The following is a 23,481-nucleotide window of genomic DNA, read 5'->3' as shown; positions in this document are numbered from 1 at the left end:
AAATGATCGAGATCGGAGGTGCATCATGGCGCAGACCGTGCTGATAGCCGAGGACGACGCGGACATCGTCGAGCTGTTGAGCCTCTATCTTGCGGCGGCTGGGTTCCAGGTGCTTACGGCTGCGGACGGGGAGCAGGCGCTCGCGACGGTGCGCGAGCATCCGGTGGATGTGGCGCTTGTGGACATCATGATGCCGTGCATGAACGGCTTCGACTTCATACGCGCAGCGCGTGCGTTCAGCGACGTGCCGATCATCATCGTGTCCGCCCGCACGATGCCCGCCGACAAGATCGTAGGGCTAGACGCTGGGGCGGACGGTTACATCTCGAAGCCGTTCGACCCGTTGGAGGTGACCGCCTACGTTCGCGCGGTGCTGCGCCGCGCATCGATGCGGGGGACCGACGCCGAGGGCGGCGACGCCCCGCAGGCCGCTTCGGGCACGGGTGCCGAGATGGGCGAGCAGAGATCCCCGTCTCCCTCTTCTTCGGTTTTGACCTGCGGCGACCTTTCGTTCGACACGGAGCGACTGGTGTTCAGCCGCCTGGGCCGCGCCGTCCCGCTTACCGCGGCGGAGCTGAAGATCGTGGCCGCCTTCATGGCCTCGCCGGGCCGCGTGTTCTCCAAGGACCAGCTGTACACCTGCGTGAACGGGGAGCCTGCGGTGGGCGGAGCCGGCAGCGTCATGGTGCATATCTCGAACATCCGCGCCAAGCTGGAAGACGATCCGCTGCGCCCCCGCTATATCAGGACCGTGCGCGGCTTGGGGTACCGGCTCGATGCGTAAGGAAAGCGGGCGCGTCCGGGGTGGATCCGGGCGACGCGGGATGAGGAGCAGATCGCTTGCCGGCGCGCTGCGCGTCGCGACTCGCAGCCTGACCGCCCGCTGCCTGGCCGTGCTCGCGGCCTACGCGTTCGTGCTGGGTGCTATCGCCTTCGCGGTGGGGGCGGCCGGCGAGTTCTTGCTGGCGACCGCCTTTCCGTCCATGGAGACGGTTCTTGCGCACGAGGGGGATCTCGAGCACGACCGGTTCGGCGCGCTGCGGGATCCCGAGCTCTCCTCGTGCCGCATCGCGGTGTTCGACGGCGACGGGACGCGGCTGTACGCCTCCGACGACGTCGCTGCCAAAAAGATCAGGGCGAGCTACCTGCCGCTCATCAACGATTATCGGGAGGGCCTGTTCTACGAGGTGTTTTCCGAGCAGGTCGACGGAGAGCCGTGCTATCGCATCATGATGTGCTCGGCCACCGAGTACGATGTGCTCGTAGAGGCCGGCGATGCGGACGGAGGCGCCGACGTGCTCGTGGACGCCGCCTACAAGCGCATCGACGCTCAGGCGCTGCTCGATGCCGACCTGAACGTTCTAGACGGCGACCTGTTCTCGGGCAGGACCTCGCTCAGCCGTCGCGAATTCAACTTCATCAAGGGCATGTACGACGCGCGGATGTCCGTCGAGCGGCTCGATTACCAGACAGCTGACGGCGACCTGCGCACGCTGGTGCTGGCCGCCCCGCTGGTGAACGATGCCTCCTATCAGCGCGTGGTGGACGATGCGGGACGTATCGCCTTGCTGGCGATTCCTGCCGGGTTGATCGCCACGGTCGTGGCTGCCTGGGGGCTCGCGCGCCTGATGCGGCGTGCGGCGCGTCCGCTGGACCGGGCGATCGAGACGTATCGGAACGGAGGCGAGGTCACCCCCGCCGAGCAGGTCCCTCGCGAGCTCATGGCCACCTATGACAACTTTACCGACCTCATGGACCGTCTGCGCACGGCGCGACTGGAACGCCAACAGCTCATCGCCGACGTCTCCCATGACCTCAAGACCCCGCTCACAGTCATCGGCGGGTACGCCCAGGCGCTTGCCGACGGCGTGGTTCCCCCCGACAAGGCGCCCGGCTACCTGCGCTCCATGCGGGATCGGGCGCAGGCGGCGGGCGAGCTCATCGACCTGCTGTTCAGCTTCTCCAAGATGGAGCATCCCGCGTACGAGCCTCATCTGCTGGAGATCGACGTGGCGTGCGAGGTGCGCCGTGCCGCCGACGAGGCGCGCGGGCAGGTCGAGAGCGCCGGGTGCACGCTCGAGGTGTGCGCGGAAGGTCCGGCGCGCGCCCTGGTCGATGTGCAACTGTTGTGCCGCTCGGTGCTGAATCTGATAGACAACGCCTGTGTTCATAATGAGCCCGGCGTCCGAATCCGCGTGGCGTGTTCGCGTGACGAGGGGTCGGGGCTTGTGACGGTCTCGGTGTCCGATACGGGAAAGGGCGTTGACCCTGCGATAGCCGAGCGGATCTTCGAGCCGTTCGCGACCTCGGATGAGGCCCGCGCCGCAGGGTGCGGGACGGGCCTGGGGCTTTCGATCGTGCGCCGCGCCGCCGAGGTCATGGGCGGCATGGCCTACCTCGACACTGCCGTTGACGCTCCATGGTCGACCCGCTTCGTGCTGCAACTGCCCTGCGCAGAAGAGGCGGACCGCTAGAAAAACACGCCCCGCACCCGCCCGTGTGCAAATCGGGGACGTACCTTCCGCATGCACTTTTGCACGCTGGGGACGTACCTTCGGCGTGCACAAGCGCATGCGGAAGGTACGTCCCCGATATGCAGTCGCGGCTCCGCCAGACTGGGCAGAGCTCACTCGATGCGCCGGCCTCTCCACGCGATGACCAGCGCTGTTATGGAGTTGCCGAGCGCCTTGTGGCGCTGCGCGTCCTGGGCGAGCCCCCGGTGCTCGTCGCAGCCGGGAGGCGGGGCGGGTCGCGCTCCCGGCTGTTCGGAAGTGCATGCGGAAGGTACGTCCCCAATTTGCACAGCGACCAGATGAAAAAACCTGCATACCGAGTTTGTCATTGTTTTTCGGTGCCGATTCTCCACATGCGCCGCACCTCTCGACATTTCCCCAGTTGGATCCTGCGGAAATGTCGAAGCCATCGCGACGGTGGGAAAACGGGACCCAAAAACAATGACAAACTCGGCCCCGGTCAAGCCGCCTTCCCGCGAAATGCGCAAACTACCAATATTTCTGCATAATAACCATAGAATTATGCAAATTATCGTATGTACCAAAATCTGGACAAATCGGCTCCGTCCAACAGCCTCACTCTTAGCGAACCTTTAGGTTCCCTTCAGGGGTCCTGAAGGAGGCCTCCGTAAGCTTGATAGTCGAAATCGAGCGACCCGGCAGACGCCGGGAATCGAGAGGAGGTCGACACGATGTACGAGGTGCTTGTTAAGAGCGCTCCCGCCGCCGTCGAGGCGGGGGCCTCTGCGTACCGCCATACCGCACTTGTGTTTCTCGAGCGCGGGGCGGCCCGTCATCCGGGCAGGGTGGCGGTTGTGGACGAGCGCTCGTCGCATACCTACGGACAGCTGTTTTCCCGTGCGCGCCGTGCAGGGTCCGGGCTGATCGCGGGCGGGTATGCGGGCGTGCCCGTCGTACTGTTCATGGAGAAGAGCTCGCTGATGCTCGCGGCCATGTTCGGGGTCCTTGCGGCCGGGGGCTGCTACGTGCCCGTGGACATGGCGGCGCCCGTCGAGCGCTCCCGCGCGGTGCTGAAGGCGTCGGGCGCTAGGGCCGTCATCGCCGCCGCCTCTGACCGGGAGGCCGCGCGCGAGCGCTTTCCCGAGGCGGACGTGCTGGCTGCCGAGGAGCTGGTCGAGTGCCCCGTAGACGTTGCTGGGCTCGCGCGCACCGCGCGCGGCATCGTGGACAGCGACGCCGCGTACGTGCTGTTCACGTCGGGCTCGACGGGGACGCCGAAAGGGGTCGTCGTGAGCCATCGCGCCATCGTCGACTTCGTGGGCACGTTCGTCGAGACGTTCGGGCTGCGTCCGGACGACATCTTGGGCAACCAGGCGCCGTTCGACTTCGATGTCTCGGTCAAGGACATCTACGGGTCTTTGGCCGCCGGCGCGCGGCTGGTCATCCTGCCGCGTCGCCTGTTCTCGGCGCCCTCGGAGCTGATGGACGCGCTGCGAGCCCATCGCGTGACCGTCATGGTGTGGGCGGTGGCCGCGCTGTGCCTGCTGTCCGCCCTGCGCGGCTTGGAGCGGGCGGATCTGCCGCGGGTGCGCTTCGTCATGTTCAGCGGCGAGGTCATGCCCCCGCATCACCTGCGGCTCTGGATGGAGCGCCTGCCCCAAGCGCGCTTCGTGAACCTGTACGGCCCCACCGAGGTCACGTGCAACTGCCTGTTCCACGAGGTCGATCGCGAACGGGCGTATGGGGACGGCATGCCTTTGGGAGAACCGTTTTCCAACCGGCGCGTTTTGGTGCTGGACGGCGCGGGGCATGAGGTCCGCGGGTCCGGCGAGATGGGCGAGCTGTACGTGGGCGGCTCGGCGCTCGCCTCGGGGTACGCGGGCGACGACGAGCGCACCGCGCGGGCCTTCGTGCGCAATCCACTGCAGCCGCTCGTGCGCGAGACCCTGTACCGCACCGGCGACCTGGTGCGTCTGGGGGACGGCGGGGAACTCTTCTTCTGCGGGCGGGCGGACAACCAGATCAAGCATCTGGGGCATCGCATCGAGCTCGAGGAGGTCGATGCCGCGTTCGAGCGGCAACCGGGCGTGCTGCGCTGCCGATGCGCGTACGACGCGCGCCGACAGCGGATCTGCGCCTTCGTGGAAGGGGCGGACATCGACGTGCGCGCCCTGCGCCACGCCGTGGCTCGGGTGCTGCCCGGACCGTTCGTGCCGGCGGCGGTGGTGCCGGTGGAGACCATGCCGCTCACCAAGAACGGCAAGGTGGACCGCGCCGAGCTCCTCCGCCTGCATGCGGACCGACGGGCGGTGTCTCCGAACTGAGCACCTTGCCGGGCGCGCTTCGGCCGGCTGCTTTCCCTTCTTCGATATCGCAACAGTCATACGTCTCCTCCCATGCGGGAGAGCAGGCGGCCAAAGCGCGCCCGGATCGAAGCGGCCGCGGCCGCGGCCTTATCCGGACACGAACGGAAAACGAAAGGACTTCCCATGAACGTAACGGTTCCTGCGGGCCTCGGAATGGACGACGCGGGCCTGCTTCGGCTTGCGCGGGACTTCGGCACGCCGTCCTATGTGTTCGACGTGCGCGTTCTCGCTGATCGCGTCGCGTACCTGCGTGAGATGCTCCCGGAGGGCGTGGGCCTGTGCTTCGCCATGAAGGCGAACACCTTCGTGCTGCCCGAGCTCGTCTCGCTCGTGGACCGTATCGAGGCGTGCTCGCCGGGCGAGCTGCGCATCTGCGAGCGCATGCAAGTGCCTGCCGGTGCCGTCGTGGTGTCCGGCGTGCACAAGGATGCGCAGACGGTGGACGCGGCGCTCCGGTGGCCCGAGATGCCCGCCGCGGTGACGGTGGAGTCGCGTGCCCAGATGGACCTGGTGCTGGATCGGGCGCGCGCCCACAGGGCTTGCGTTCCGTTGCTGCTCCGCCTGACGAGCGGCAACCAGTTCGGCGTTGACGCAGGCGAGCTCAAGCAGCTTGCCTGTCGGGCGCTCGACGACCCGCATGCGGATCTGCGCGGCGTGCAGTTCTTCTCCGGAACGCAGAAGACCTCGCTGAAGCGCATCGGCCGCGAGCTTTCCCGCGTCGACCGGCTGCTGTCCGAGATGGCAGACGAGCTCGGATGGGAGGCGCCGGAGCTCGAGTACGGACCCGGCTTGCCGGTCGCGTACTTCGCGGGCGACGCGTTCGACGAGACCGCGTTTCTCGCCGAGCTCGCCGGCCTGCTCGAGGGCATGGCGTGGCGCGGTCACGTCACGCTTGAGGTGGGCCGAAGCATGGTCGCAAGCTGCGGCACCTATCTGACGCGCGTCGAGGACGCCAAGGAGAACGCGGGCGCGCGCTACGCGATCGTGGACGGCGGCATGCACCATCTGGCCTACTACGGGCAGTCGATGGCCATGCGCCAGCCCCCGTGCCGGCTGTTGTCGCAAGCCGGCGGCGCGCCTGCGGACGAGGCGCCCGCGGCAGGTTCGGACCTGGCATCCGAGGCCTGGAACATCTGCGGGTCGCTCTGCACGGCGAACGACCTGCTCGCCAAGCAGATGCCGATTGCGGGCCTGCGGACCGGAGACGTGCTGGCGTTCGGCACGGCGGGAGCCTACTGCGCCACCGAGGGCATCTCCTTGTTCTTGAGCCGTGACCTGCCGCGCGTGCTGGTCGTGGACCGATCGGGCGAGGCCCGCCTGGTGCGCGACGCGCTTCCCACCGATCCGCTCAACTCCCCGACGCCCTAACCGGCTCAAGGGCAGCCGCGAGGAACGGGCGCAGACGGCAGACCGCCGTACCCGCCATCCTTCCGAATCCAAAGTGGCGGCCTGCCGCCTGCACCCGTCCCCCGCGGCTGGGGTGCAACCCGCCCCTCGGTCATCCTCGGCGCGCGTTCGCGCCGTCTCGCATCAATCGATTGGAAAGGACTACCCATGGACGCCATTCTCGACATTCTCGAAGACCTCAAACCCGGCGAGGACTATCGCACCCGCACCGATCTGGTGGATGCGCGCGTGCTCGATTCGCTCACGATCCTCGCGCTCGTCTCGGAGCTGGAGGACGCCTTCGACATCATCATCCCGGCAGTGGAGATCGTTCCCGCGAACTTCAACACCCTCTCCGGGATCTGGGATATGGTCAGCCGCCTGCGCGCGGCCGATCTGTAGGGCCTGTCGGCTTCGGGGACGATCGCTATGGAATCGTATTTCTCGGTGGCGATGCTCGGGGTCATCCTGCCTCTCACCGTGCTGCTCTACCAGCTGGTGCCCCCGCGCGTGCGCCCCTACGTGCTGCTGGCCGCGAGCTGCGTGTTCTACGCGAGCGTCAGCGGGGTGCTCATCGCGTTCGTGCTGCTCTCCGCCGTATCCATCTGGTTGGTGGGCCTGGCGCTTTCCTCGTTGGATCGGCAGCAGGCGGCGGCGCGCGCGGCGGCTGCGGACTCGGATGCCCGGCGCGCGGTGAAGCGTCGCTATCGTCGCTACCGTCGCGGCGCCGTGACGGTGGGCGTGGCGGTCAACATCGGTCTGCTGGCGGTGCTGCGCTATCTGCCCCATTTCGTGCCCGCAGGCGGAGTGCTGGACATCTCGGGTATCGGCGTGCCCATGGGCATCTCGTTCTACTCGCTGCAGGCGGTCTCGTACGTGGTCGACGTGTACCGAGGCGGGGTGCAGGCGGAGCGCAACCCGTTGAGGCTCGCCTTGTTCCTGTCATTTTTCCCGCAGGTCATGGAGGGTCCGATCTCCCGGTACGGCCAGGTGGGCACGAGCCTTTCGGCGGGCAGGCCCATCACGGTCGACGGCCTGTGGAGCGGGTCGGTGCGCATCATGTGGGGCCTGGTCAAGAAGATGGTCGTGGCCGATCGCGTGAACGTGCTGGTCAAGACGGTGTTTTCCGACCATGCCGCCTACGACGGGGGCGTCATCGCCCTGGCGGCCACCCTCTACACCCTGCAGCTGTACTGCGATTTCTCGGGCACGATGGATTTCGCCGTCGGCGCGGGGCGCATCTTCGGCGTGACGATGCCTGAGAACTTCCGTCAGCCCTTCGCGTCGCGCACGGCGGCGGAGTTCTGGCAGCGCTGGCACATCTCTTTGGGCGCATGGTTTCGCGACTACGTGTTCTACCCGGTGTCGTTGAGCGCTCCCGTCAAGCGCGTGACCGGCGCCGCCCGCCGCGTGCTCGGCAACCGCGTGGGGCCGCTTGCCGCGAGCGGCATCGCCCTCGGCTGCGTGTGGCTCGGCAACGGGATATGGCACGGCGCGGGCAGCCAGTACCTGCTGTTCGGACTCTACTACTTCGTGCTCATCTGGCTCGGAGGGTTCGCGGGCCTGGCGGGAGACGCGATCTGCGGCCGCATGGGCGTGTCGCGCTCAGGTGCCGCCTGGCGCGCGTGGCAGCGCGTGCGCACGCTTGCGGTGGTCGTGGTGGGCGAGCTCATCTTCCGCGCCTCGAGCGCCGGCGACGCGCTGGCCATGCTCGGCCGCCTCGTGGGCGGGTTCACGTTCGCATCGGCTGTGGACGGCACCGTCCTCGGCTTGGGCATGGACGCCGCGGACTTCGCCCTGGTTGCCGTGGCGATCCTGGTTCTGGCTGCGGTGGGGCGCGCGCGGGAGAGCGGCGTCCATCCTCTCGCCCGGCTGTGTCCGGCGCCTTATGCGGGGCGCGCAGCCGTGGTCATGACGCTGTTTCTGGTCGCCATCGTGTTCGGGGCGTACGGCGAGAACTACCAGCCGGTTGACCCCATGTACGCACAGTTCTGATAGGGGGCGGCGGGTGCCGGATGCGATGCTTCCGTGCCCGTCGCCCGTTGGATGGGAGATGACATGATTCAGAGAAACAAGGGGCTGCCCCTGCCCCTGCGGTACGCCTTGCGCACCGTGGCGGCGGTGGCGGTGTTTCTGGTGGTGCTGGCCGTGCTGTCGCATGTGGTGATGCCCAAGAACAACCAGCGGGAGTTCGGGCAGATCGACGCGCGCGCCAACGGCGTGATGGGCGAGCGCGAGGGCAGCGTCGACGTACTGTTCCTCGGTGATTCCGAGGCGTTCAGCTCGTTCTCCCCGCTGCAGCTGTGGGGCGATCGGGGCATCACGTCGTACGTGAGCGCCACCGCGGCGCAGCGGCTGTGCTACACGCGCACCCTGCTCGCCCGCGCGCTGAAGCGGCAGACGCCGCGCGTCGTGGTGCTGGAGACCAACTGCACCTTCGCGCGATTCTCCATGGCCGATGCGGCGCGGCGCCTGCTCAAAGACGTGTTCCCCGTCTTCGAGTACCACGATCGCTGGAAGATCCTCACCGCAGAGGACTTCCTGAGCCCGGTCCGCTACACCTGGGCCGATGAGCTCAAGGGGTTCCGCCTGCGCCGCGCGCTCGAGGCGAAGCCGGCAGACACGCAGGGCTATATGGAGCCGACTGACGAGCTGACCCCGATGGCGGACCTCAACCGCGCGTACCTCGAGCAGATCTCGCAGATGTGCAAGAATGCCGGCGCGCGCCTGGTGCTCGTGAGCACGCCGAGCACCAAGAACTGGAATATGGCGCGGCACAACCGCATCGCTCAGGTCGCCGACGAGCTGGACGTGGACTACATCGACCTCAACTCCGGGTCCGATAAGGTGGAGATCGACTGGCAGCAGGACACCTATGATGCCGGCGACCACCTCAACCTGCGAGGCGCCCAGAAGGTCACCCGCGCCATAGGCTCGATACTCGCGGGCCGCTATGGGGTCGGCGACCATCGCGGAGACGAGGCATTCTCCGATTGGGACGAGGCGCACGGACGCTACGTCAAGCGCCTCTCCGAGCTTTAGGGAGCCGCCGATTACTTGCTCTCGCGTCGGGCGCCTTGCCACGAGGGCGCCTGCCGCGGAATGAATCGATCGGTGATTCCTCAAGCGGTATCACGCGATGCGATACACGTAATCCTCCTTGCGCGGCTTCGGCTCTGGTTCGGCGCCGTCGGCATAGCCCAGGATGCAGTGGCCGATGCCCTCGTAGGCGTCCGCGTCGATGCCGAGGCCCTGGAGCAGCGCGCGGCCCTCGGGCAGCTCGAACTCCTCCTTGGCGCGGTGGATCCAGCAGCTCGCGATTCCCAGCTCGTGCGCGGCGTTCATGAGGTTTCCCATAACCAGGCTGCCGTCGTACACATGCGTGGGCACGTCCTTGCGAGCGAGCACGACGAGCACGGCGGGCGCCCCGTAAAACGGGTCGCCGTCTGAACCCATGATCTTCGCGTTGAGGGCAGAGAGCTCGTTGCGCACCTTCTGGTCGGTGATGGCGATGATGATGGGGGACTGCCTGCCCATGCCGGTGGGGGCGTAGGTGCCCGCCTCGATGATGCGGTCGAGTGCGTCTTTAGGCACGGGATCGCTTCGATAGCTGCGGACGCTTCGGCGCGTGGTGAGGGCATCGAGCGTGTTCATAGATACCTCCTTGCGATGTTGGCTGACATTGTGGTTCGTACCCGTTCGGGGCGGCCCGGAAGCGATGCATATCGTTTCCGGGTTGCCCCGCTTTTGAACAGATCTCTGGACGGGTTGAAACGAACCCGTCCCCAACCAACCCACAGATGTCGTCGTTGCGCGAAAATGTCACAAAACGGGCCGTTTGGCACGCTAAAGGGGGTTGAATAAAGCTCTTAGCGTGCTATTTCGCCCGCTTTGTGTCATCGGCCCCTTTGTTCAATCTAGGAGTGCAAATCGGGGACGTACCTTCCGCATGCGCTTTTGCACGTCGGGGACACCCCTTTGACGCGCAGCTTTATGGCCGGATGGCGAGCGGCAGATCGGCTGCTCCCGTTGCCTGCGTTTACTGCTGCTCGGCGACCAGGGTGTCGATGCGGGCGAGCAGATCCGCGATGGACGTCTGCGCCAGACGGTCCTCGAGCGCCTTCTGGGCGTCATCGAGCTCGCTGTCGAGCACGGCATGGATGTTGCGGCCGACCGGGCACTCGGCGTTCGGATTCTCGTGGAAGTTGAACAGATGGTCCTCGGTGCTTTCCACGGCGCGGTACACGTCGAGCAGCGTGATCTGCTCTGCGGGGCGCGCGAACGCGGCGCCGCCCGGTCCCATCTCCACGGTGATGATGCCGGCGTCTTTGAGCTGGCCCAACGCGCGCCGGATGACGACCGGGTTGGCGTTGACGCTCTTTGAAAGGAACGTCGACGTGGTGCGCGTGGCGGGGGAGAACTCGCCGATGGCGAGCAGGATGTGCACGGCCATGGTGAAGCGCGTCGAGATCTGCATGGGGCTTCCCTTTCTTCCGTGTGAATAGCGGTGTCATGACATGAGGTGTACGTGTTTATAGTACACCATGGAGGAAGTGTGGAGAAGTCGCCCGCTATGGTGTAACAGCAGACATTACAACTCATGTGAGGTGCAGAGGGCTAAACTCGTGGGACGATGGGCGGATCCGGTGCCCGCATTTGCCAAGCGCGCCCGTCCTGTGGCAGATGCGAACACCGGGTAAGAACATGCATCACTCGGTGTTTCCCGAGCAAGAGGTGAGGAGCGATGGTGGACGACAGGCGTCGCTACGCGTTGGCGCGCAGGACCGTGGAGTGGTTGGTGCGCGAACGCGAGGAGACGGGCGGCTGGATGCTTCCCGCGGAGATGATATAGGCCCCGGGTCTTCGTTCGAAGAGCTCTGGAGCGCGTTTCGGGCCCTGGTCAACACGCGCGAGCCGGCCCCTGCGGCGCCTGAGTTCCTGGCGGTGCAAGATGAGCTGCTGCAAGGGCCGATCGCCGAGGCAGGGATTACGCGCGTGGAGGACGTGGCACCTTGCCCGGCCGATACGCGCATGGGGCTGTGGCGCGGAGACATCACCACGATCGCCGCGGACGCGATCGTGAACGCCGCCAACTCCGCCATGACGGGATGCTGGCAGCCGCTCCATTCGTGCATCGACAATGCCATCCACACCTTTGCCGGCGTGCAGCTGCGTCTTGAGTGCGCGCGCATCATGGCGGCGCAGGGTCACCCCGAGCCCACCGCGCAGGCGAAGGTCACGGGTGTGTACAACCTGCCCTGCCGCTGCATCATCCATACCGTCGGGCCGATCGCGCAGGGGGCGCCCACCGCGCGGCATCGGCGCGAGCTCGCGCGGTGCTATGCGGCGTGCCTGGGACGCCGCGGCGGCGGAGAGCCTCGCAAGCGTCGCGTTTTGCTGCATCAGCACCGGCGTGTTCGGCTTTCCTCAAGCCGAGGCCGCGCAGATCGCGGTCGAAGCCGTTCGCGCGTGGCTCGACGCGAATCCCGATGCCGGTCTTCGCGTCGTGTTCGACGTCTTTCTCGACGAGGATCTCGCCATCTACCGGCGCCTGCTCGGCTAGCCGCTCCGTTCGTCGCGCGGGTTTCGGGGCCGACGTGAGATAATGCGGCCGATCGGTTCTCGTCGGAAAGTGGGGCCATATGGCGCAGTTCGCATCGGATACGTCTGCCAGGAGCGCACAGGATTGGGCAAAGGCCCTGGTCATCTTGCTTATCGGGCTCACGGTGGCGCATCTTGGCGTCACGCTGTTTTTGCAGTCGTCGCTCGGGACCGATACGTTCACCGTGTTCATCCAGGGCCTCTCGCGCGTGTTCGGGCTGACGGTCGGTACGGTCCACGTGATCGTCTTGTGCATCTTGATGGCGGTCATGCTGCTCACCACGAAAGGTTACGTCAAACCCGGAACGGTGGTCTGCGCGTTTTGCGGCGGCCCCATCATCGACGCGTTCACCTGGCTGCTCCAGGGTGCCATCAACGAGATGTCTCCTATGGCGCTGCGCGTCGCAAGCATGCTCGTCGGGTGCGTGGTGCTGTCGCTTGGCATGTCGATCGTCATCAACAGCAACGCCGGAACCGGTCCGAACGACCTGGTGGCAATCATCTTGTCCGACAAGCTTCCGAATATCGAGTTCCGCTGGGTCCGCGTCGCCTGCGACCTGTTCTTCGTGGCCGCTGGCTTTGCGCTCGGCGGCACGGTGGGCGCGGGGACGATCGTCGCCGTGCTGCTCACCGGCCCCCTGGTCCAGTTCTGGCTGCCCAAGACCGCGGCGCCCATCCGCGCAATCCTGAAGGACCGCTGATCGGTGCAAATCGGGGGACGCAAATAGGGGGACGTACCTTCCGCGTGCACTTATGCAAATCGGGGGACGTACCTTCCGCGTGCATTCTTTTGGTGCAGCGGGTACGCCTACGATATGTGATATGTATAAAAAAATACACAAACGCTACATCCCCGATATTCATGGGCACCCTAAGTATGCAAGCGGAAGGTACGTCCCCGATTTGCACTTTTGGTGCGGCTGGTACGCCTTCGATATGCAATATACATATAAATATATGTAAAATGTATGTCTCCGCTATCCATAGGCACCCTAAGAATGCACGCGGCAGGTACGTCCCCCGATTTGCATCCGCTCATCCTTCTGAAGGCCCCGCTTGCCGACGTGCGAGTGGGCACCTTGCACTGTTGCCGCCGAGCGCTATGATTGCTCAATCCTTTCGGATCGATGGGATGTGCGGCCTTGAGGAGGCTCGTCATGGACGAACAGATGGGTGGCTTCATCACCTGCATGCTCTGCGGTCTTATCGTGGGCGCAACGGGCGTCTACATGCTGGTTTCCGGCAATCCGCGCATCTTGCACGGCTACCATTACGCGTCGGTGCCGCCTTCCAAGATGGTTCCGCTGGCGCGCTGGTCGGGCGCGGGGCTGCTTGTCGCGGGCGTCGGGTGCGCCCTGCTGATGCCGCCCGCCGACATGCCCGACTGGATGAGCGTCATAGGGATCGCGCTGCTCATCGCCGGCATCGGGATCTCACTGGGTGCCATCGTGCACTTCAACGGCTCTCTGGTCACGATGGGAGGTAGCACGCGGGGGACATCGCGTGCCCTCATGATCGGCCTCGGCGCTCTAGCCGCGGTCGTCGTGTGCGCCGCGACCGTGGTGCCGGGTGTGCTCATGATCGCATCCGGCGACCCGTCGATGCTGCACGGGTACCATCTCGTCAACGTCGATCCCGATGATCTCCCGGCGCTTGCCGCATGGGTCGGTGCCGGCACCATCGTGTTCGGTGTCGGCCTGGCGTCCTCCATCGGGCTGGCCATGTGCTGCACGCGTCGACCGATGCCCCGTATCGTCAAGATCCTGCTGGTGGCAGCACTTGTGCTGTGCGGTGTCGGCCTTGTCGTGATGCTGGGAGGCATCATCCATTTCAACGGTTCTTTGATGGGCTGATTCTCGCCGCGACCGCTGCCGCATCCGCTACGGCCGCCTCCGCATCCCCCGCGGACGGTTCGCCTGCGCCGCGACGGGTATACTACTTGCTTGTGGGCATCAGGCGGCAAAGGAGGAGCTGTCATGTGGGCATTCGAGAGCACGTTCTATCAGATTTATCCCATCGGGTTCTGCGGTGCGCCACTCCATAACGACGGCATCCAGGAGCATCGCATCAAGCGCGTGGCGGAGTGGGCGGACTACCTGGAGGAGCTGGGCGTCGGCGCCGTGCTGCTCAACCCCGTGTTCGAGTCGAGCGCGCACGGCTACGACACGCGCGACTTCACCAAGATCGATTGCCGCCTGGGCACCAACGATGATTTTGTCGAGGTCGTCCGCGAGCTCCACGACCACGGTATCCGCGTGGTGCTCGACGCGGTGTTCAACCATGTCGGACGCGAGTTCTGGGCGTTCCAGGATGTGCGAGAGAAGCGCTGGGACTCACCCTACCGCGACTGGTTCTTCATCAATTTCGAGGGCGATTCGGCGTTCGGCGACGGCTTTTGGTACGAGGGCTGGGAAGGGTGCTTCGACCTGGTGAAGCTCAACCTGCGCAATCCGGCGGTCGTCGAGTACCTGCTCGACATCGTGCGCGCCTGGCGCTACGAGTTCGATATCGACGGCCTGCGCCTGGATGTCGCCTATTCGCTCGACCATGATTTCATCCGCCGGTTGCGCCAGGTCGCAAACGACATCACCGCGGCGAGCGAGCCGGGGCGCGACTTCGTCCTCATCGGCGAGACGCTCCACGGCGATTACAGCCAGATCGTCAACGACGGGATGCTGCATTCGTGCACGAACTACGAGTGCTACAAGGGGCTGTACTCGAGCTTCAACTCCCAGAACATGTTCGAGATCGCCCACTCGCTGCATCGCCAGTTCGGCGGTGACCCGTGGTGCATCTATCGCGGGCTGCACCTGCTCTCGTTCGCCGACAACCACGACGTCACGCGCCTGGCGAGCATCCTGACCGAGCCGCGCGCCATCCGTCCGGCCTATGGCGTGCTGTTCGGCATGCCGGGCATCCCGTGCCTGTACTACGGCAGCGAATGGGGACAGGCCGGCGTGAAGGGCGCGCACGACGACTACGATCTGCGTCCCGAGTTCGTCGAGCCCGAGCCGAACGAGTTGACAGAGTACCTGAAGGGGCTCATAGCCGCGCGCGCCGACAGCCGCGCCCTCAATTACGGGTCCTACCGCAACGTGGTCATCACCAACAAGCAGCTGCTGTTCGAGCGCGCGGCGGATATGGATGGCGAGCATCCTGCCGAGCGCGTGCTGGTGGCGGTGAACGCTGTGGACGAGCCCTTTACCCTGCAGGCCGATGAGCTGCGCGGGTCGTTTGCCGACCTGCTCGATCGCGGGGCCGCGCCGGTTGAGCTGGACGGGTCGCTCAAGCTCGCCCCGTTCGAGGTGCGCTGGCTGCGCTCCCTCTAGAGGGCGCGTTTCAGGACGGGCTCGTTACAACCCGTGCGCGCGTGAGAGACGGATGCCCGGGCAGATCGGTGCCCGGGCACGCTTATGCATGGGGCGAGACCCGTCCGTCACGGACGTCCCAGACGCTCGAGGTGCAGGCTCGCAAGAACGTGCGGTCATGGCTCACCAGCAGCAGCGCTCCCGGATATCCGGCAAGCGCCCGCTCCAGCGCCTCGGTGGAATGCAGGTCCAGGTGGTTGGTGGGCTCGTCCATGATGATGAGGACCGGATGGCGCAGCAGCCCCTCGGCGAGCATGAGCTTGCGCAGCTCTCCCGGGCTCGTGCGACCGCCCTCCAGGATGCGGTCGGGATCGGAATTGAGCTGCGCGACGGTCGAGAGCACCTGCCCGCGCTCGGCGGGGGAGAGCGAGACGATGCGCGCAACGAGGCGCTCCCGCTCGCTCGGTTCGACTTCCTGCGGGATGTCGAGCACAGGTAGATCGGATGCCACCAGGCCGCGTACGTGCGCGAGCAGCGTTGACTTGCCGGCGCCGTTTGGCCCGACGATGCCCACGTGGTCGGTGTTCCCCACGAACAGCTCGGGGATGACGAGCTCTCCTGCTCCGCAGGGGATGCAAGATGCCGGTACGTGCAGCACCGTCTTGCGGCGGCTCGGCTGCGCGTCAACCCACAGGTCGCCGTCGTAGCGCTTGTGCACGAACGCGGCTGCGACCCGCTTGCGGGCGGCTTCGACCTGCGCGTTCATCTGCACGGCCGATTTTCCCGCCGCCCCGTCCTGACCGGTGTAGATGGCGAGATCGATTTTTGCCTTTGCGGCCTTGTCCTTGGGGTCGATCCTGCGCTTGCTGCGGCGCGCGTCGGCGCGCGCTGCCTCGTGCGCGCGACGCTCCTGCTCGGCGGTGAGCCTCGCCAGGTGCTCCTTGGCGGCGGCGCGCTCGTGCAGGGCGGAGGTTCGCTCCAGCTCGGCTTGGCCGTGTGCCGCCGTGTATCCGCCCGGCCGCACGACGAGCGCACCGCCCGCCTCGAACGATACGCAGCGGTCCACCAGGTCGTCCAGCAGGTCGCGGTCGTGCGAAACAAGGATTCCGATGCCGCGGAAGCGCCGAAGCGCGTCGGCGAGCTGGGAGCGGGCGTCTGCGTCCAGATGGTTGGTGGGCTCGTCGGCGACGAGCACGTCGGGGCGCTGCCACAAGGCGACGGCGATCTGGAGCTTCTTGCGCTCGCCGAAAGAGAGTTCGTCGAAGCGCCAGGGCATGTCGTCCTCGATGCGGAAGATGCGGCGCAGCTCGCGCGCATCGCGACCGTAGTCCGCCGCGAAGTCGTACAGCCCCTCGGGCGCCTCGTCGACTTCCTGAGCGCACATGATGCTGACCAGGCCGCGCGTGACCGATCCCGCATCGGGCTGCAGCTGTCCGCAGGCGATGCGCGCGAGGGTGGATTTACCGCACCCGTTGTCGCCGAGAAGGCCGGTCCAGCCGACAGGGAACGCGACGGTGACGTTGTTGAAAATGGGTTCTTGGGCGGAAGGGTAGGCGAAGGTGACGTCGGTGAGCGAAAGCTGCATAGACATACTCCTTGGATGAGCGACGATACGCGTGCGTTCAGATGAGTGTGTCTCGGGAACCACTGATCAATTCATTCCGCGCCGGTCGGCCCCGTGCCGGGCGCCTGCGCGCTCAGGCTGCGTCCCTTATACACATCTCGCTGGGTATAAGCGTGCCGGGCGCCTGCGCGCTCAGGCTGCGTCGGCGCAGCGCAACTGCGCCTTCCTCGCCTTCGCCCGCATCCGCCTCGCCACGGAACCGACCGCCGCGAAAGCAATTAATCAGCGTTTCCCTAGCGAATCCGCAATGTTCAGCCTTCTTCCTGTCGAGCCGATGGCGCCGCCACACGCACTGCAAAACCCCATGTTTCACTCGGCTGACGGTCAGAGTATAGCAAACGACACGGTGTCGACGATTTGGGGACGGGTTCCTTTTCATCGACACGGTGTCGATGAAAAGCTGCTCTATCTTGCCGCCTTACGCGTAGCGGCGGGCGACGGCGATGGTCTCTCCGATGTATCCGCCTCCGAACAGCACGCAGTGCAGCAGCAAGGGTGCGAGCTGATGCAGGCCCACGCGCTCGCGCCAGCCGTCGGCCAAAGGCGATACCTCGTTATACCCGGCGATTACATCGTCAAGGAAGGGATAGCCGAACAGCTGGAGCATCGCCAGGTCGGTCTCTGCGTGTCCCCCGTATGCCATGGGGTCGATCAGCGCGCCGCCGCTCGGCTCGGTCTGATCTGCCAGGTACAAGACGTTGCCCGCCCACAGGTCCCCGTGCAGCCGCGCGCAGACCGCACCCGACTCCCGCACGAGTTCGGGCTGTTCGGCATCGAAAACACCGCGCTCCACGCGGGACGCCACACGTTCGAGCAGATCCACCTCACGCGGGCCGAATGAGCCGTCGTCGCGCAGCAGGCGCACGTAGTAGCGTATGCGATAGGTTGCGAAAAACGCGCCCCATGACGAGGGGGCTTCCGCTGTCTCTTCTACACACCTAGATGTGCATAAGCGACAGCTTCCGGCCCGCCTCCCACACACCCATGCGCCCGTCCGAACAGGTATCCGACGCACACCCGACACCCGGCACGAGTCTGCAGCGGGCGCGGCCCGCCCTCGCCGATGCTCCGGGCGGCCGCGCGCGAGGGCGCGCCGGTGCGGATGCGCTCCTCCACCAGCTGACGGCGCGATGCCGAGAGGACGCGGGCGCACCGAATGCCGCCGTCCGCCTCGGCCTCGGCGAGCCAGCGCAGCCCGGCAGCCTCGCACAGCAGCTCGTCGCTGGTCTCCGTTCCGGTTTTGATCACGGTGTCCTCTGTGAATGTCGGCATGTTCCCTCCAGGAAAGGTCGTGGTGGGGTTTGGGGCAAGCGTGGCCTCTCGGCGCTGATCACGCGGATGGTCTGCCGGCGCCTCCCTTGCTCAGCGCGAAGGCGTGCGCTTCCCGCATCCAGGCCATGAGCTCGTCGTCGATCTCGTCCGGGCGCTCCACGAGCACATGGTGCGTCCACCGGTGGGGGTAGGGTTCTGTCGCCACCGCGATGCGCGGCGCGTCCACGCGGTGCGCGAGCCCGAAGGTCACCATGAGGCAGTGGCGGGGCCAGTCGCGCTTGCGCCGGATGGGAAGCGATGCGCAGCCGAAGACGCGACGGTCCGAGAAGGTGATCTGCGTCTTCTGCACGCGTACGAGCACGTCGGCGCCGATCTCTGCCAAAATGCGGTCCTCGAGGACGCGGTAGATCGGCAGCATGAGCGGGTCGCGCGCAAAGAAGCGTTCCAGCTCGTCGTCACGGTGCTCCATGGCTCCTCCTTCTTACGTCGTCTCTCGGTTCGCAAAAGCGGCTATTCCGCGCACCCGTCGGGCATCCGGTGCGCGTACATGCGTCCGAGCTCTCCGTCATCGTCGCGCACCATGCCTACGAACTGCCAATCCAGGCGCTCGTAGAAGCCATCGTGGTCGGTGAGCAGGTACAGGTGCGGCACGCCTTGGTGCGCCATGTCATGGCAGACGGCATCGAGCAGCCGCCTTGCCACGCCCAGACGGCGATATTCGGGCTGCACGTAGACCGCGCAGACGTTGGGGGCGAGGTCGCGGCGTTCGTGGAAGTCGTTGTCGATCACGCCCGCGCCCGCCGCGATCCGTCCGTTGTCGCACACGATGTACCACTGGGGAATCGCGGTCCGTCCCTGCACGCATGCGCGCATGCTCGCGCGGTAATCCTCTGTCGCGACGCCCCATATCGATGAGAACCACTCGGCGGCGCACTCGATCAGGTCCGGCCGATCGCGCAGCGCGATGACGGGGAGCGACCGGGCGCGCCCGGCCATCCAGGCAACGGCGTCATGCTGCAGATGCTGCACGAAGTCGTCCTTCCCGTCACAGTAGGCGTCGATGTCCTCGGGGAAGCGCCGTGCGAGCCGCTCCTTGAGCTCACCGTACGCGCGGGCGGCGTCCGCATGGGTGCGCAGGTAGTCGCGCACCGCCAGATGGCGTCGGATGTCGTCGACGCTGTCTTGCGAGAAGACGTGCAGTTGGAACAGGCGGAGGTCTGGGTCGGAGGGGGATGACCTGCGCAGGTAGCGCCTGCCGGGGATGCCGAACTCCCCGCACCACTCGTAGCCGAGGGCCTCCAGGCTTTCGCGCCGCGCGTCAGCCGAGGCGAGGTCGCGCACGACGGGCATCATGTCGATGACGGGTTTGGCGGCAAGCCCCGGCACCGAGGTGCTGCCGATGTGATGGACCTCGAGGAGGGCATCGCCCAGCGCACGGGCGACGCGGGCCGCCTCGGCCTTGAACTGCGCTGCCCAGGCGGGGGAGTATGGTTCGACGCGAACGTGCACGGGGCTCCTTTGGATAGCGGGTGTGGTCGATACGATTATCCCGCCGCAAACCGCATGGGGCAAACGCCGGTCGAAGCGCCCTGCCCCCGATCGCTCCGTGCCGCGCATCCCGGGGCCCGTCCGGATCGACGGTACGCATATTGCACGTCGACCCATCCACGGTACGCTATGGGCACGCTTTCGGGCAAAAAACGTGCCCATAGCGTACTTTCGACGGGGCGGCGTGCCTATAGCGTACCGTTTCGCCCGTCCGCGGCGCTCGAAGCCCTTCAATCATTGTTTCCCTAGTGCGCAGATCGTCCCCAGGGATCGCGGAGATCCTCGACGGGGTTCCATACGCGCTGATAGAGCAGCCACCAGCGGTATATGCTGGTCGAACAGACCGTGAGCGCCAGGGCGATGACGCCGCAGACGGCGAGTACCGCCGGAGCTCCCCCGAGCGCATGCGGCACGATGGAGGCCATCAGGATGGCGACGAGGTCGAACAGGATGATTCGTTTCGGGCCGCCGCGCTTCGTGTAGCGAAGGTTGCAGGCGAACAGCCCGATGGCGCAGAGCAGGATGAAGACGAGGTAGGCGCATGCGAGCGGTCCCGTGTCCTGTTGCGGTGAGGGGTCGTGGGCGAGCTGCATGAGGGCGAGACCGAGCCCTATGAGCGCTCCGCGCCCCAGGGTGGCGCCCGCGATGAAGCGGCGGTCGGATGCGATGCGCTCGGACTCGGCGGGCGTCTGCATGGCGGGGGCCTGCGGGCGCGCCGGGTGGCGCTCGTCGGGCTCATCGCCGGAAACGGTGCCCCCCAGCAGCTCATCGACGGTGCAGCCGAACAGGTCGGCCAGGCGGGCAAGGTTGTCCAGGTCAGGGGCGGACTGCCCGTGCTCCCACTTGGAGACCGCCTGCCTGCTTATCCCGAGGCGGACGGCGACCTGGCCCTGGGTGAGTCCGCGCTCGCGCCTGCGTGCGCCCAAGCGCTCGGCCAGCCCGCAGGCGATGGACGGCGTGCGATCGTTGCGCGTGTCTGCCTTCATAGGTGCCTCCCTTGGCCGGGGTCATCCCGATTGTACCGGGCTGCAGCGAGTTTCGGCCGGCTCGGCCCTCAAGAGGTGTCAACCGGTGGTTGCGCCCAGCGTGGCGCAGGCATAAGGCGGATGGGTTCGAGCTCTGGCCTGCCGGAAGGCGAAAGATCCGTCGCGGCGCCCTATCCCATCAGGTGGTCCACAAGCGCCGCGCCGCCGTATCCAAAGAACGCTCCGATAGCGGCTGCGAGCAGCGTGAGGCCCACGGTGCGGACGATCTTCATCCAGCCCGGGATCATGCGCTCGCGCCGGCCGCGCTCCGTGCTGCGGTCGACCGTGCGGCCCGCCAGGAAGTCTTTGATCTCCCGATAGGTGATCAGGTCTCGGTCCTTCTTGATCCGCTCCGTCCAGACGGCGAAGAACATAGCGATGCCCCACATGGAAAGTGCGAGCAGGGCGGTGGGCATCGTCTGCGCAAAGGTCCAGTCCCACGCGATCATCTGCACGCTCAGCCAAATGAGGCATGCGAGCATCAGCAGCAAGAAGCCGAGGACGGCGATACTCAAGCGCTTCATCAAGATGATGTCGGAGTCGATAGCCTTGTTCATGGTTTCCAGGTCTCCCTTCACGAGGTCGTCGACGGTCACGCCGAAGAGCTCGGAGAGCATGAGGAGGCTTTGCACATCGGGATAGGTCTTGCCCGTCTCCCATGACGAGATCGTCTGGCGCGAGACGTAGACCTTGGCAGCAAGGCCGTCTTGCGACAGGCCGAGCTCGCCGCGGTGTCGCTTGATCTGCGCCCCGATCTGCATCGTGTCCATCATGTCCCTCCTTTCGGGTCCTCGCGTGCCCGTCCTTCACCTCGCAGGGTGGCACGGCGCGTCCCACTTTACCATCAAAGGTTCCCGACAGGCGCCCGGCTGACGGCAGAACCCCTGACAAGAGTTCTTGTCAGGGGTTCTGAGCTGGTGTTTTGTTGAGGACTTTGAGCGCGTCCCCATGCGCCCCAAGCTGCCCCTTGCGGCGGGGACGGGCATGGCGAGAGGCTCGCCAAAGCTGAGAGCGCGAAACGGTCCGGCGCTATGATGGGAGAAAGGGCATGAGCGTGCATGTGTCGGCTAAGGGAGATGTGGATGAATACGCCCGCCTTGGAGACCAGGCGTCTGGTATTGCGTGCATTTACGGAACGGGATCTCGATGCATTGTTCCTGATCCTTCGGGATAAGGAGGCAAACCGGTTCTTGCCGTGGTACCCCGTTGAGAGCCTCGAGGAAACGAAGGCGTTCTATGAGGGTCGATACGCCCCCTTGTATGCGCTGCCGCAGGCGTATGCCTATGCAATATGCCTGAAGGAAGACGGGTGCCCCATCGGTTATATAAACGCCTCCATGGAGGAGCACCATGATCTTGGCTACGGGCTCCGCAAGGAGTTCTGGCATCGGGGGATTGCGACGGAGGCCGCGCGGGCCGTCATCGAGCGGGTGAAACGAGACGGCATGCCGTTTGTGACGGCGACGCATGATAGGAACAATCCCAGAAGCGGCGGGGTCATGCGCAACGTGGGGATGAGGTACCGATATTCCTATGAGGAGCAATGGCAGCCGAAAGACATCCCCGTCGTGTTCAGGATGTACCAGCTCAACCTCGATGGGGTTGAGAGCAGGGTCTACCGTGGGTACTGGGATAATTCGACGGTGCGCTTTGTTGAAAATGGCGTGTAGGCCGCGCACCGCCCTGGCGCCTCGATCGCAAAGCCGGACGGCACGCTAGGCGTCCTCGGCGACCTCGTGGCGGTAGCCCACTTTGACGTACAGCTTCACCGCGAGCAGGGCGAGCGAGAGGAACACGAGCGTCGCGGCGACGGCGGCCATGGCCTCGAGGCCCACGAGCGCGCCGGCGAAGATGGCGACCACGGCCAGGGCGGGCATGATCTGGATGAACGTCCGGGCGATCTCCCGCTCCATGTGCGCTTGCAGCTCATCATGCTCCTTGGCATGGAGCCGGCGCAGCGCGGCATCGTCGCGCAGCGCGCGGCGCATGTCGACGATCCGACGGATGGTGATGACGCCGGCCACGGCGAACAGGCCCGTCAGAAAGCCGGCGAGGAACCCCGAGATGCGCATGTCGTCGTGCAGGGCGGGGAGGCTGTCGCTGGCGCTGAGCACGCCGAGGGCGATCAGGGAGCCGCAGATGACGGCTGCGGAGGCGGTCTCGCGGCGCAGACGGCGGCGGACATCGGCGCGCACGGTCTCGAGAGTGCGTTTCATGGGTACCCCTTCCGGTTCATCGAACAACGATAGACTTCGGCGAAGCGTTTCGAACGGATTCATGGGTGCTGCTCCTTACAGTTCCTCGTCGATCTCGGAGAAATCGAAGACCTCTTCGATGGAAAGGCCGAAATGCCGGGCGATCTTGTACGCCAGGGGAAGCGAGGCGGTGTACTTTCCGACCTCGATGGATGTGATCGTCTGGCGCGTAGTCCCGACCGCGTCGGCGAGTTCCGCCTGGCTGAGCTTGGCTGCGCGGCGCAGCTCCTTGATGCGCGTGCGCATGCTAGCGTCGGGTGCCGGAGGCACGACGGCGCCCGTCTCGGATTCGGGCGAGCGCCCCGCATGTGCACAGGAAGATGGCTGCGAGTGCGGCGACGGTGTTCATATCCATGGCGACCTCTTTCAAATGTCAAGTTTGCTTTGCAAGAAAAGCATAGTCTACTTTGCAAAAAAAGACAAGCAGACTTTGCAAAAACTGAGATCGCCGTCAGGTCCCTCATAAAGCCCATGCCGTTCGTCCGTAAAAACCGACCGCTCGCCGGCGACGGCCTTGGCAGTCCGCGTCCGCACGGCACAATGACATCGAATCGCATAACGAGGCGTGTAACTGGCAAGCAGGCACTAACCTTCGGCTCATGGGCGGCGCATGGCGTCGTTG

Annotated in this window: 23 protein-coding genes and 1 pseudogene; 13 read left to right on the top strand and 11 right to left on the bottom strand. The window is 65.8% G+C overall.

What is annotated here, in order from left to right; translation table 11 throughout:
* The first annotated feature begins 25 nt into the window (after nt 1-25).
* The 7 genes from BN3789_RS01120 to BN3789_RS01090 all read left to right on the top strand — a co-directional run bounded on the left by BN3789_RS01120 (nt 26) and on the right by BN3789_RS01090 (nt 9,268).
* Complete coding sequence (locus tag BN3789_RS01120; protein ID WP_066828899.1) at nt 26-784, top strand: response regulator transcription factor; 759 nt, start codon at nt 26-28, stop codon at nt 782-784.
* Nucleotides 785-824: 40 nt separating this feature from the next.
* Nucleotides 825-2,474: a sensor histidine kinase gene (locus BN3789_RS01115; RefSeq protein ID WP_066828897.1), complete on the top strand. Its 1,650-nt coding sequence runs from the start codon at nt 825-827 to the stop codon at nt 2,472-2,474.
* A 731-nt stretch (nt 2,475-3,205) separates the two neighbouring features.
* Complete coding sequence (locus BN3789_RS01110) at nt 3,206-4,798, top strand: amino acid adenylation domain-containing protein (RefSeq protein WP_066828894.1); 1,593 nt, start codon at nt 3,206-3,208, stop codon at nt 4,796-4,798.
* A 165-nt stretch (nt 4,799-4,963) separates the two neighbouring features.
* Entirely contained in the window at nt 4,964-6,208 is a 1,245-nt protein-coding gene (locus BN3789_RS01105; RefSeq protein WP_066828892.1) for a diaminopimelate decarboxylase family protein, read from the top strand.
* Nucleotides 6,209-6,394: 186 nt separating this feature from the next.
* Nucleotides 6,395-6,628, top strand: coding sequence for a phosphopantetheine-binding protein (locus BN3789_RS01100; RefSeq protein ID WP_066828890.1), 234 nt, complete (start codon nt 6,395-6,397; stop codon nt 6,626-6,628).
* A gap of 27 nt (nt 6,629-6,655) precedes the next feature.
* Nucleotides 6,656-8,221, top strand: a complete 1,566-nt coding sequence (locus BN3789_RS01095; RefSeq protein ID WP_066828888.1) for an MBOAT family O-acyltransferase — start codon at nt 6,656-6,658, stop codon at nt 8,219-8,221.
* A 63-nt stretch (nt 8,222-8,284) separates the two neighbouring features.
* Nucleotides 8,285-9,268 carry an SGNH/GDSL hydrolase family protein gene (locus BN3789_RS01090; RefSeq protein WP_066828886.1) on the top strand — a complete coding sequence of 328 codons (984 nt, stop codon included), beginning with the start codon at nt 8,285-8,287 and terminating at the stop codon, nt 9,266-9,268.
* 90 nt (nt 9,269-9,358) lie between these two features.
* Here BN3789_RS01090 and BN3789_RS01085 read toward each other — a convergent pair whose 3' ends face one another.
* Together BN3789_RS01085 and BN3789_RS01080 are read right to left on the bottom strand one after the other, a co-directional pair.
* Complete coding sequence (locus BN3789_RS01085) at nt 9,359-9,880, bottom strand: nitroreductase (RefSeq protein ID WP_066828884.1); 522 nt, start codon at nt 9,878-9,880, stop codon at nt 9,359-9,361.
* 385 nt (nt 9,881-10,265) lie between these two features.
* Nucleotides 10,266-10,703, bottom strand: coding sequence for an Rrf2 family transcriptional regulator (locus tag BN3789_RS01080; RefSeq protein ID WP_066828882.1), 438 nt, complete (start codon nt 10,701-10,703; stop codon nt 10,266-10,268).
* A gap of 554 nt (nt 10,704-11,257) precedes the next feature.
* Here BN3789_RS01080 and BN3789_RS13135 point away from each other — a divergent pair.
* The 5 genes and pseudogenes from BN3789_RS13135 to BN3789_RS01060 all read left to right on the top strand — a co-directional run.
* A pseudogene (locus BN3789_RS13135) lies at nt 11,258-11,521 on the top strand (macro domain-containing protein); the annotation flags it as partial.
* Between the two features lie 46 nt (nt 11,522-11,567).
* Nucleotides 11,568-11,789, top strand: a complete 222-nt coding sequence (locus tag BN3789_RS13130) for a macro domain-containing protein (RefSeq protein ID WP_066828880.1) — start codon at nt 11,568-11,570, stop codon at nt 11,787-11,789.
* A gap of 79 nt (nt 11,790-11,868) precedes the next feature.
* A complete protein-coding gene (locus BN3789_RS01070) occupies nt 11,869-12,528 on the top strand; it encodes a YczE/YyaS/YitT family protein (RefSeq protein WP_066828878.1) in 660 nt (219 codons plus the stop codon).
* Between the two features lie 456 nt (nt 12,529-12,984).
* On the top strand, nt 12,985-13,680 hold the full coding sequence (locus tag BN3789_RS01065; protein WP_066828876.1) for a DUF3784 domain-containing protein: 696 nt from the start codon (nt 12,985-12,987) through the stop codon (nt 13,678-13,680).
* 123 nt (nt 13,681-13,803) lie between these two features.
* The gene (locus BN3789_RS01060; RefSeq protein ID WP_066828872.1) at nt 13,804-15,156 is read left to right on the top strand and encodes an alpha-amylase family glycosyl hydrolase; all 1,353 of its coding nucleotides are present in this window, start codon (nt 13,804-13,806) and stop codon (nt 15,154-15,156) included.
* Between the two features lie 82 nt (nt 15,157-15,238).
* On the opposite strand, the gene BN3789_RS01055 is transcribed toward BN3789_RS01060, so the two are convergent.
* The 7 genes from BN3789_RS01055 to BN3789_RS01025 all read right to left on the bottom strand — a co-directional run bounded on the left by BN3789_RS01055 (nt 15,239) and on the right by BN3789_RS01025 (nt 21,377).
* On the bottom strand, nt 15,239-16,720 hold the full coding sequence (locus BN3789_RS01055) for an ATP-binding cassette domain-containing protein (protein ID WP_066828871.1): 1,482 nt from the start codon (nt 16,718-16,720) through the stop codon (nt 15,239-15,241).
* Between the two features lie 457 nt (nt 16,721-17,177).
* Nucleotides 17,178-17,741, bottom strand: coding sequence for a fructosamine kinase family protein (locus BN3789_RS12220; RefSeq protein ID WP_202615043.1), 564 nt, complete (start codon nt 17,739-17,741; stop codon nt 17,178-17,180).
* A complete protein-coding gene (locus BN3789_RS12960; RefSeq protein ID WP_066828867.1) occupies nt 17,690-18,031 on the bottom strand; it encodes a hypothetical protein in 342 nt (113 codons plus the stop codon). The genes BN3789_RS12220 and BN3789_RS12960 overlap by 52 nt, the downstream gene beginning before the upstream one ends.
* Before the next feature lie 58 nt (nt 18,032-18,089).
* A complete protein-coding gene (locus tag BN3789_RS01040; protein WP_066828865.1) occupies nt 18,090-18,500 on the bottom strand; it encodes a DUF5655 domain-containing protein in 411 nt (136 codons plus the stop codon).
* A gap of 41 nt (nt 18,501-18,541) precedes the next feature.
* Nucleotides 18,542-19,540 carry a GNAT family N-acetyltransferase gene (locus BN3789_RS12955; protein ID WP_202615042.1) on the bottom strand — a complete coding sequence of 333 codons (999 nt, stop codon included), beginning with the start codon at nt 19,538-19,540 and terminating at the stop codon, nt 18,542-18,544.
* Between the two features lie 284 nt (nt 19,541-19,824).
* Nucleotides 19,825-20,565: a helix-turn-helix domain-containing protein gene (locus BN3789_RS01030; protein WP_066828863.1), complete on the bottom strand. Its 741-nt coding sequence runs from the start codon at nt 20,563-20,565 to the stop codon at nt 19,825-19,827.
* 170 nt (nt 20,566-20,735) lie between these two features.
* Nucleotides 20,736-21,377, bottom strand: a complete 642-nt coding sequence (locus BN3789_RS01025; RefSeq protein WP_229254098.1) for a helix-turn-helix domain-containing protein — start codon at nt 21,375-21,377, stop codon at nt 20,736-20,738.
* Nucleotides 21,378-21,686: 309 nt separating this feature from the next.
* Here BN3789_RS01025 and BN3789_RS01020 point away from each other — a divergent pair, with 309 nt between their 5' ends.
* Nucleotides 21,687-22,274 carry a GNAT family N-acetyltransferase gene (locus BN3789_RS01020; RefSeq protein ID WP_066828861.1) on the top strand — a complete coding sequence of 196 codons (588 nt, stop codon included), beginning with the start codon at nt 21,687-21,689 and terminating at the stop codon, nt 22,272-22,274.
* 45 nt (nt 22,275-22,319) lie between these two features.
* Here the strand turns inward: BN3789_RS01020 and BN3789_RS01015 are convergent, their stop codons facing one another.
* Nucleotides 22,320-22,820, bottom strand: coding sequence for a hypothetical protein (locus tag BN3789_RS01015; RefSeq protein WP_066828858.1), 501 nt, complete (start codon nt 22,818-22,820; stop codon nt 22,320-22,322).
* A gap of 75 nt (nt 22,821-22,895) precedes the next feature.
* Nucleotides 22,896-23,129 (bottom strand): helix-turn-helix transcriptional regulator, encoded by a 234-nt coding sequence (locus BN3789_RS01010; RefSeq protein ID WP_229254097.1) that lies wholly within the window; start codon nt 23,127-23,129, stop codon nt 22,896-22,898.
* Nucleotides 23,130-23,481: the final 352 nt, after the last annotated feature.

The sequence above is a fragment of the Collinsella ihumii genome (assembly GCF_900046475.1).
Taxonomy (GTDB): domain Bacteria; phylum Actinomycetota; class Coriobacteriia; order Coriobacteriales; family Coriobacteriaceae; genus Collinsella; species Collinsella ihumii.
The sequence above is the reverse complement of the archived record's forward strand: the minus strand, read 5'-3'. Positions and strand labels throughout refer to the sequence as shown.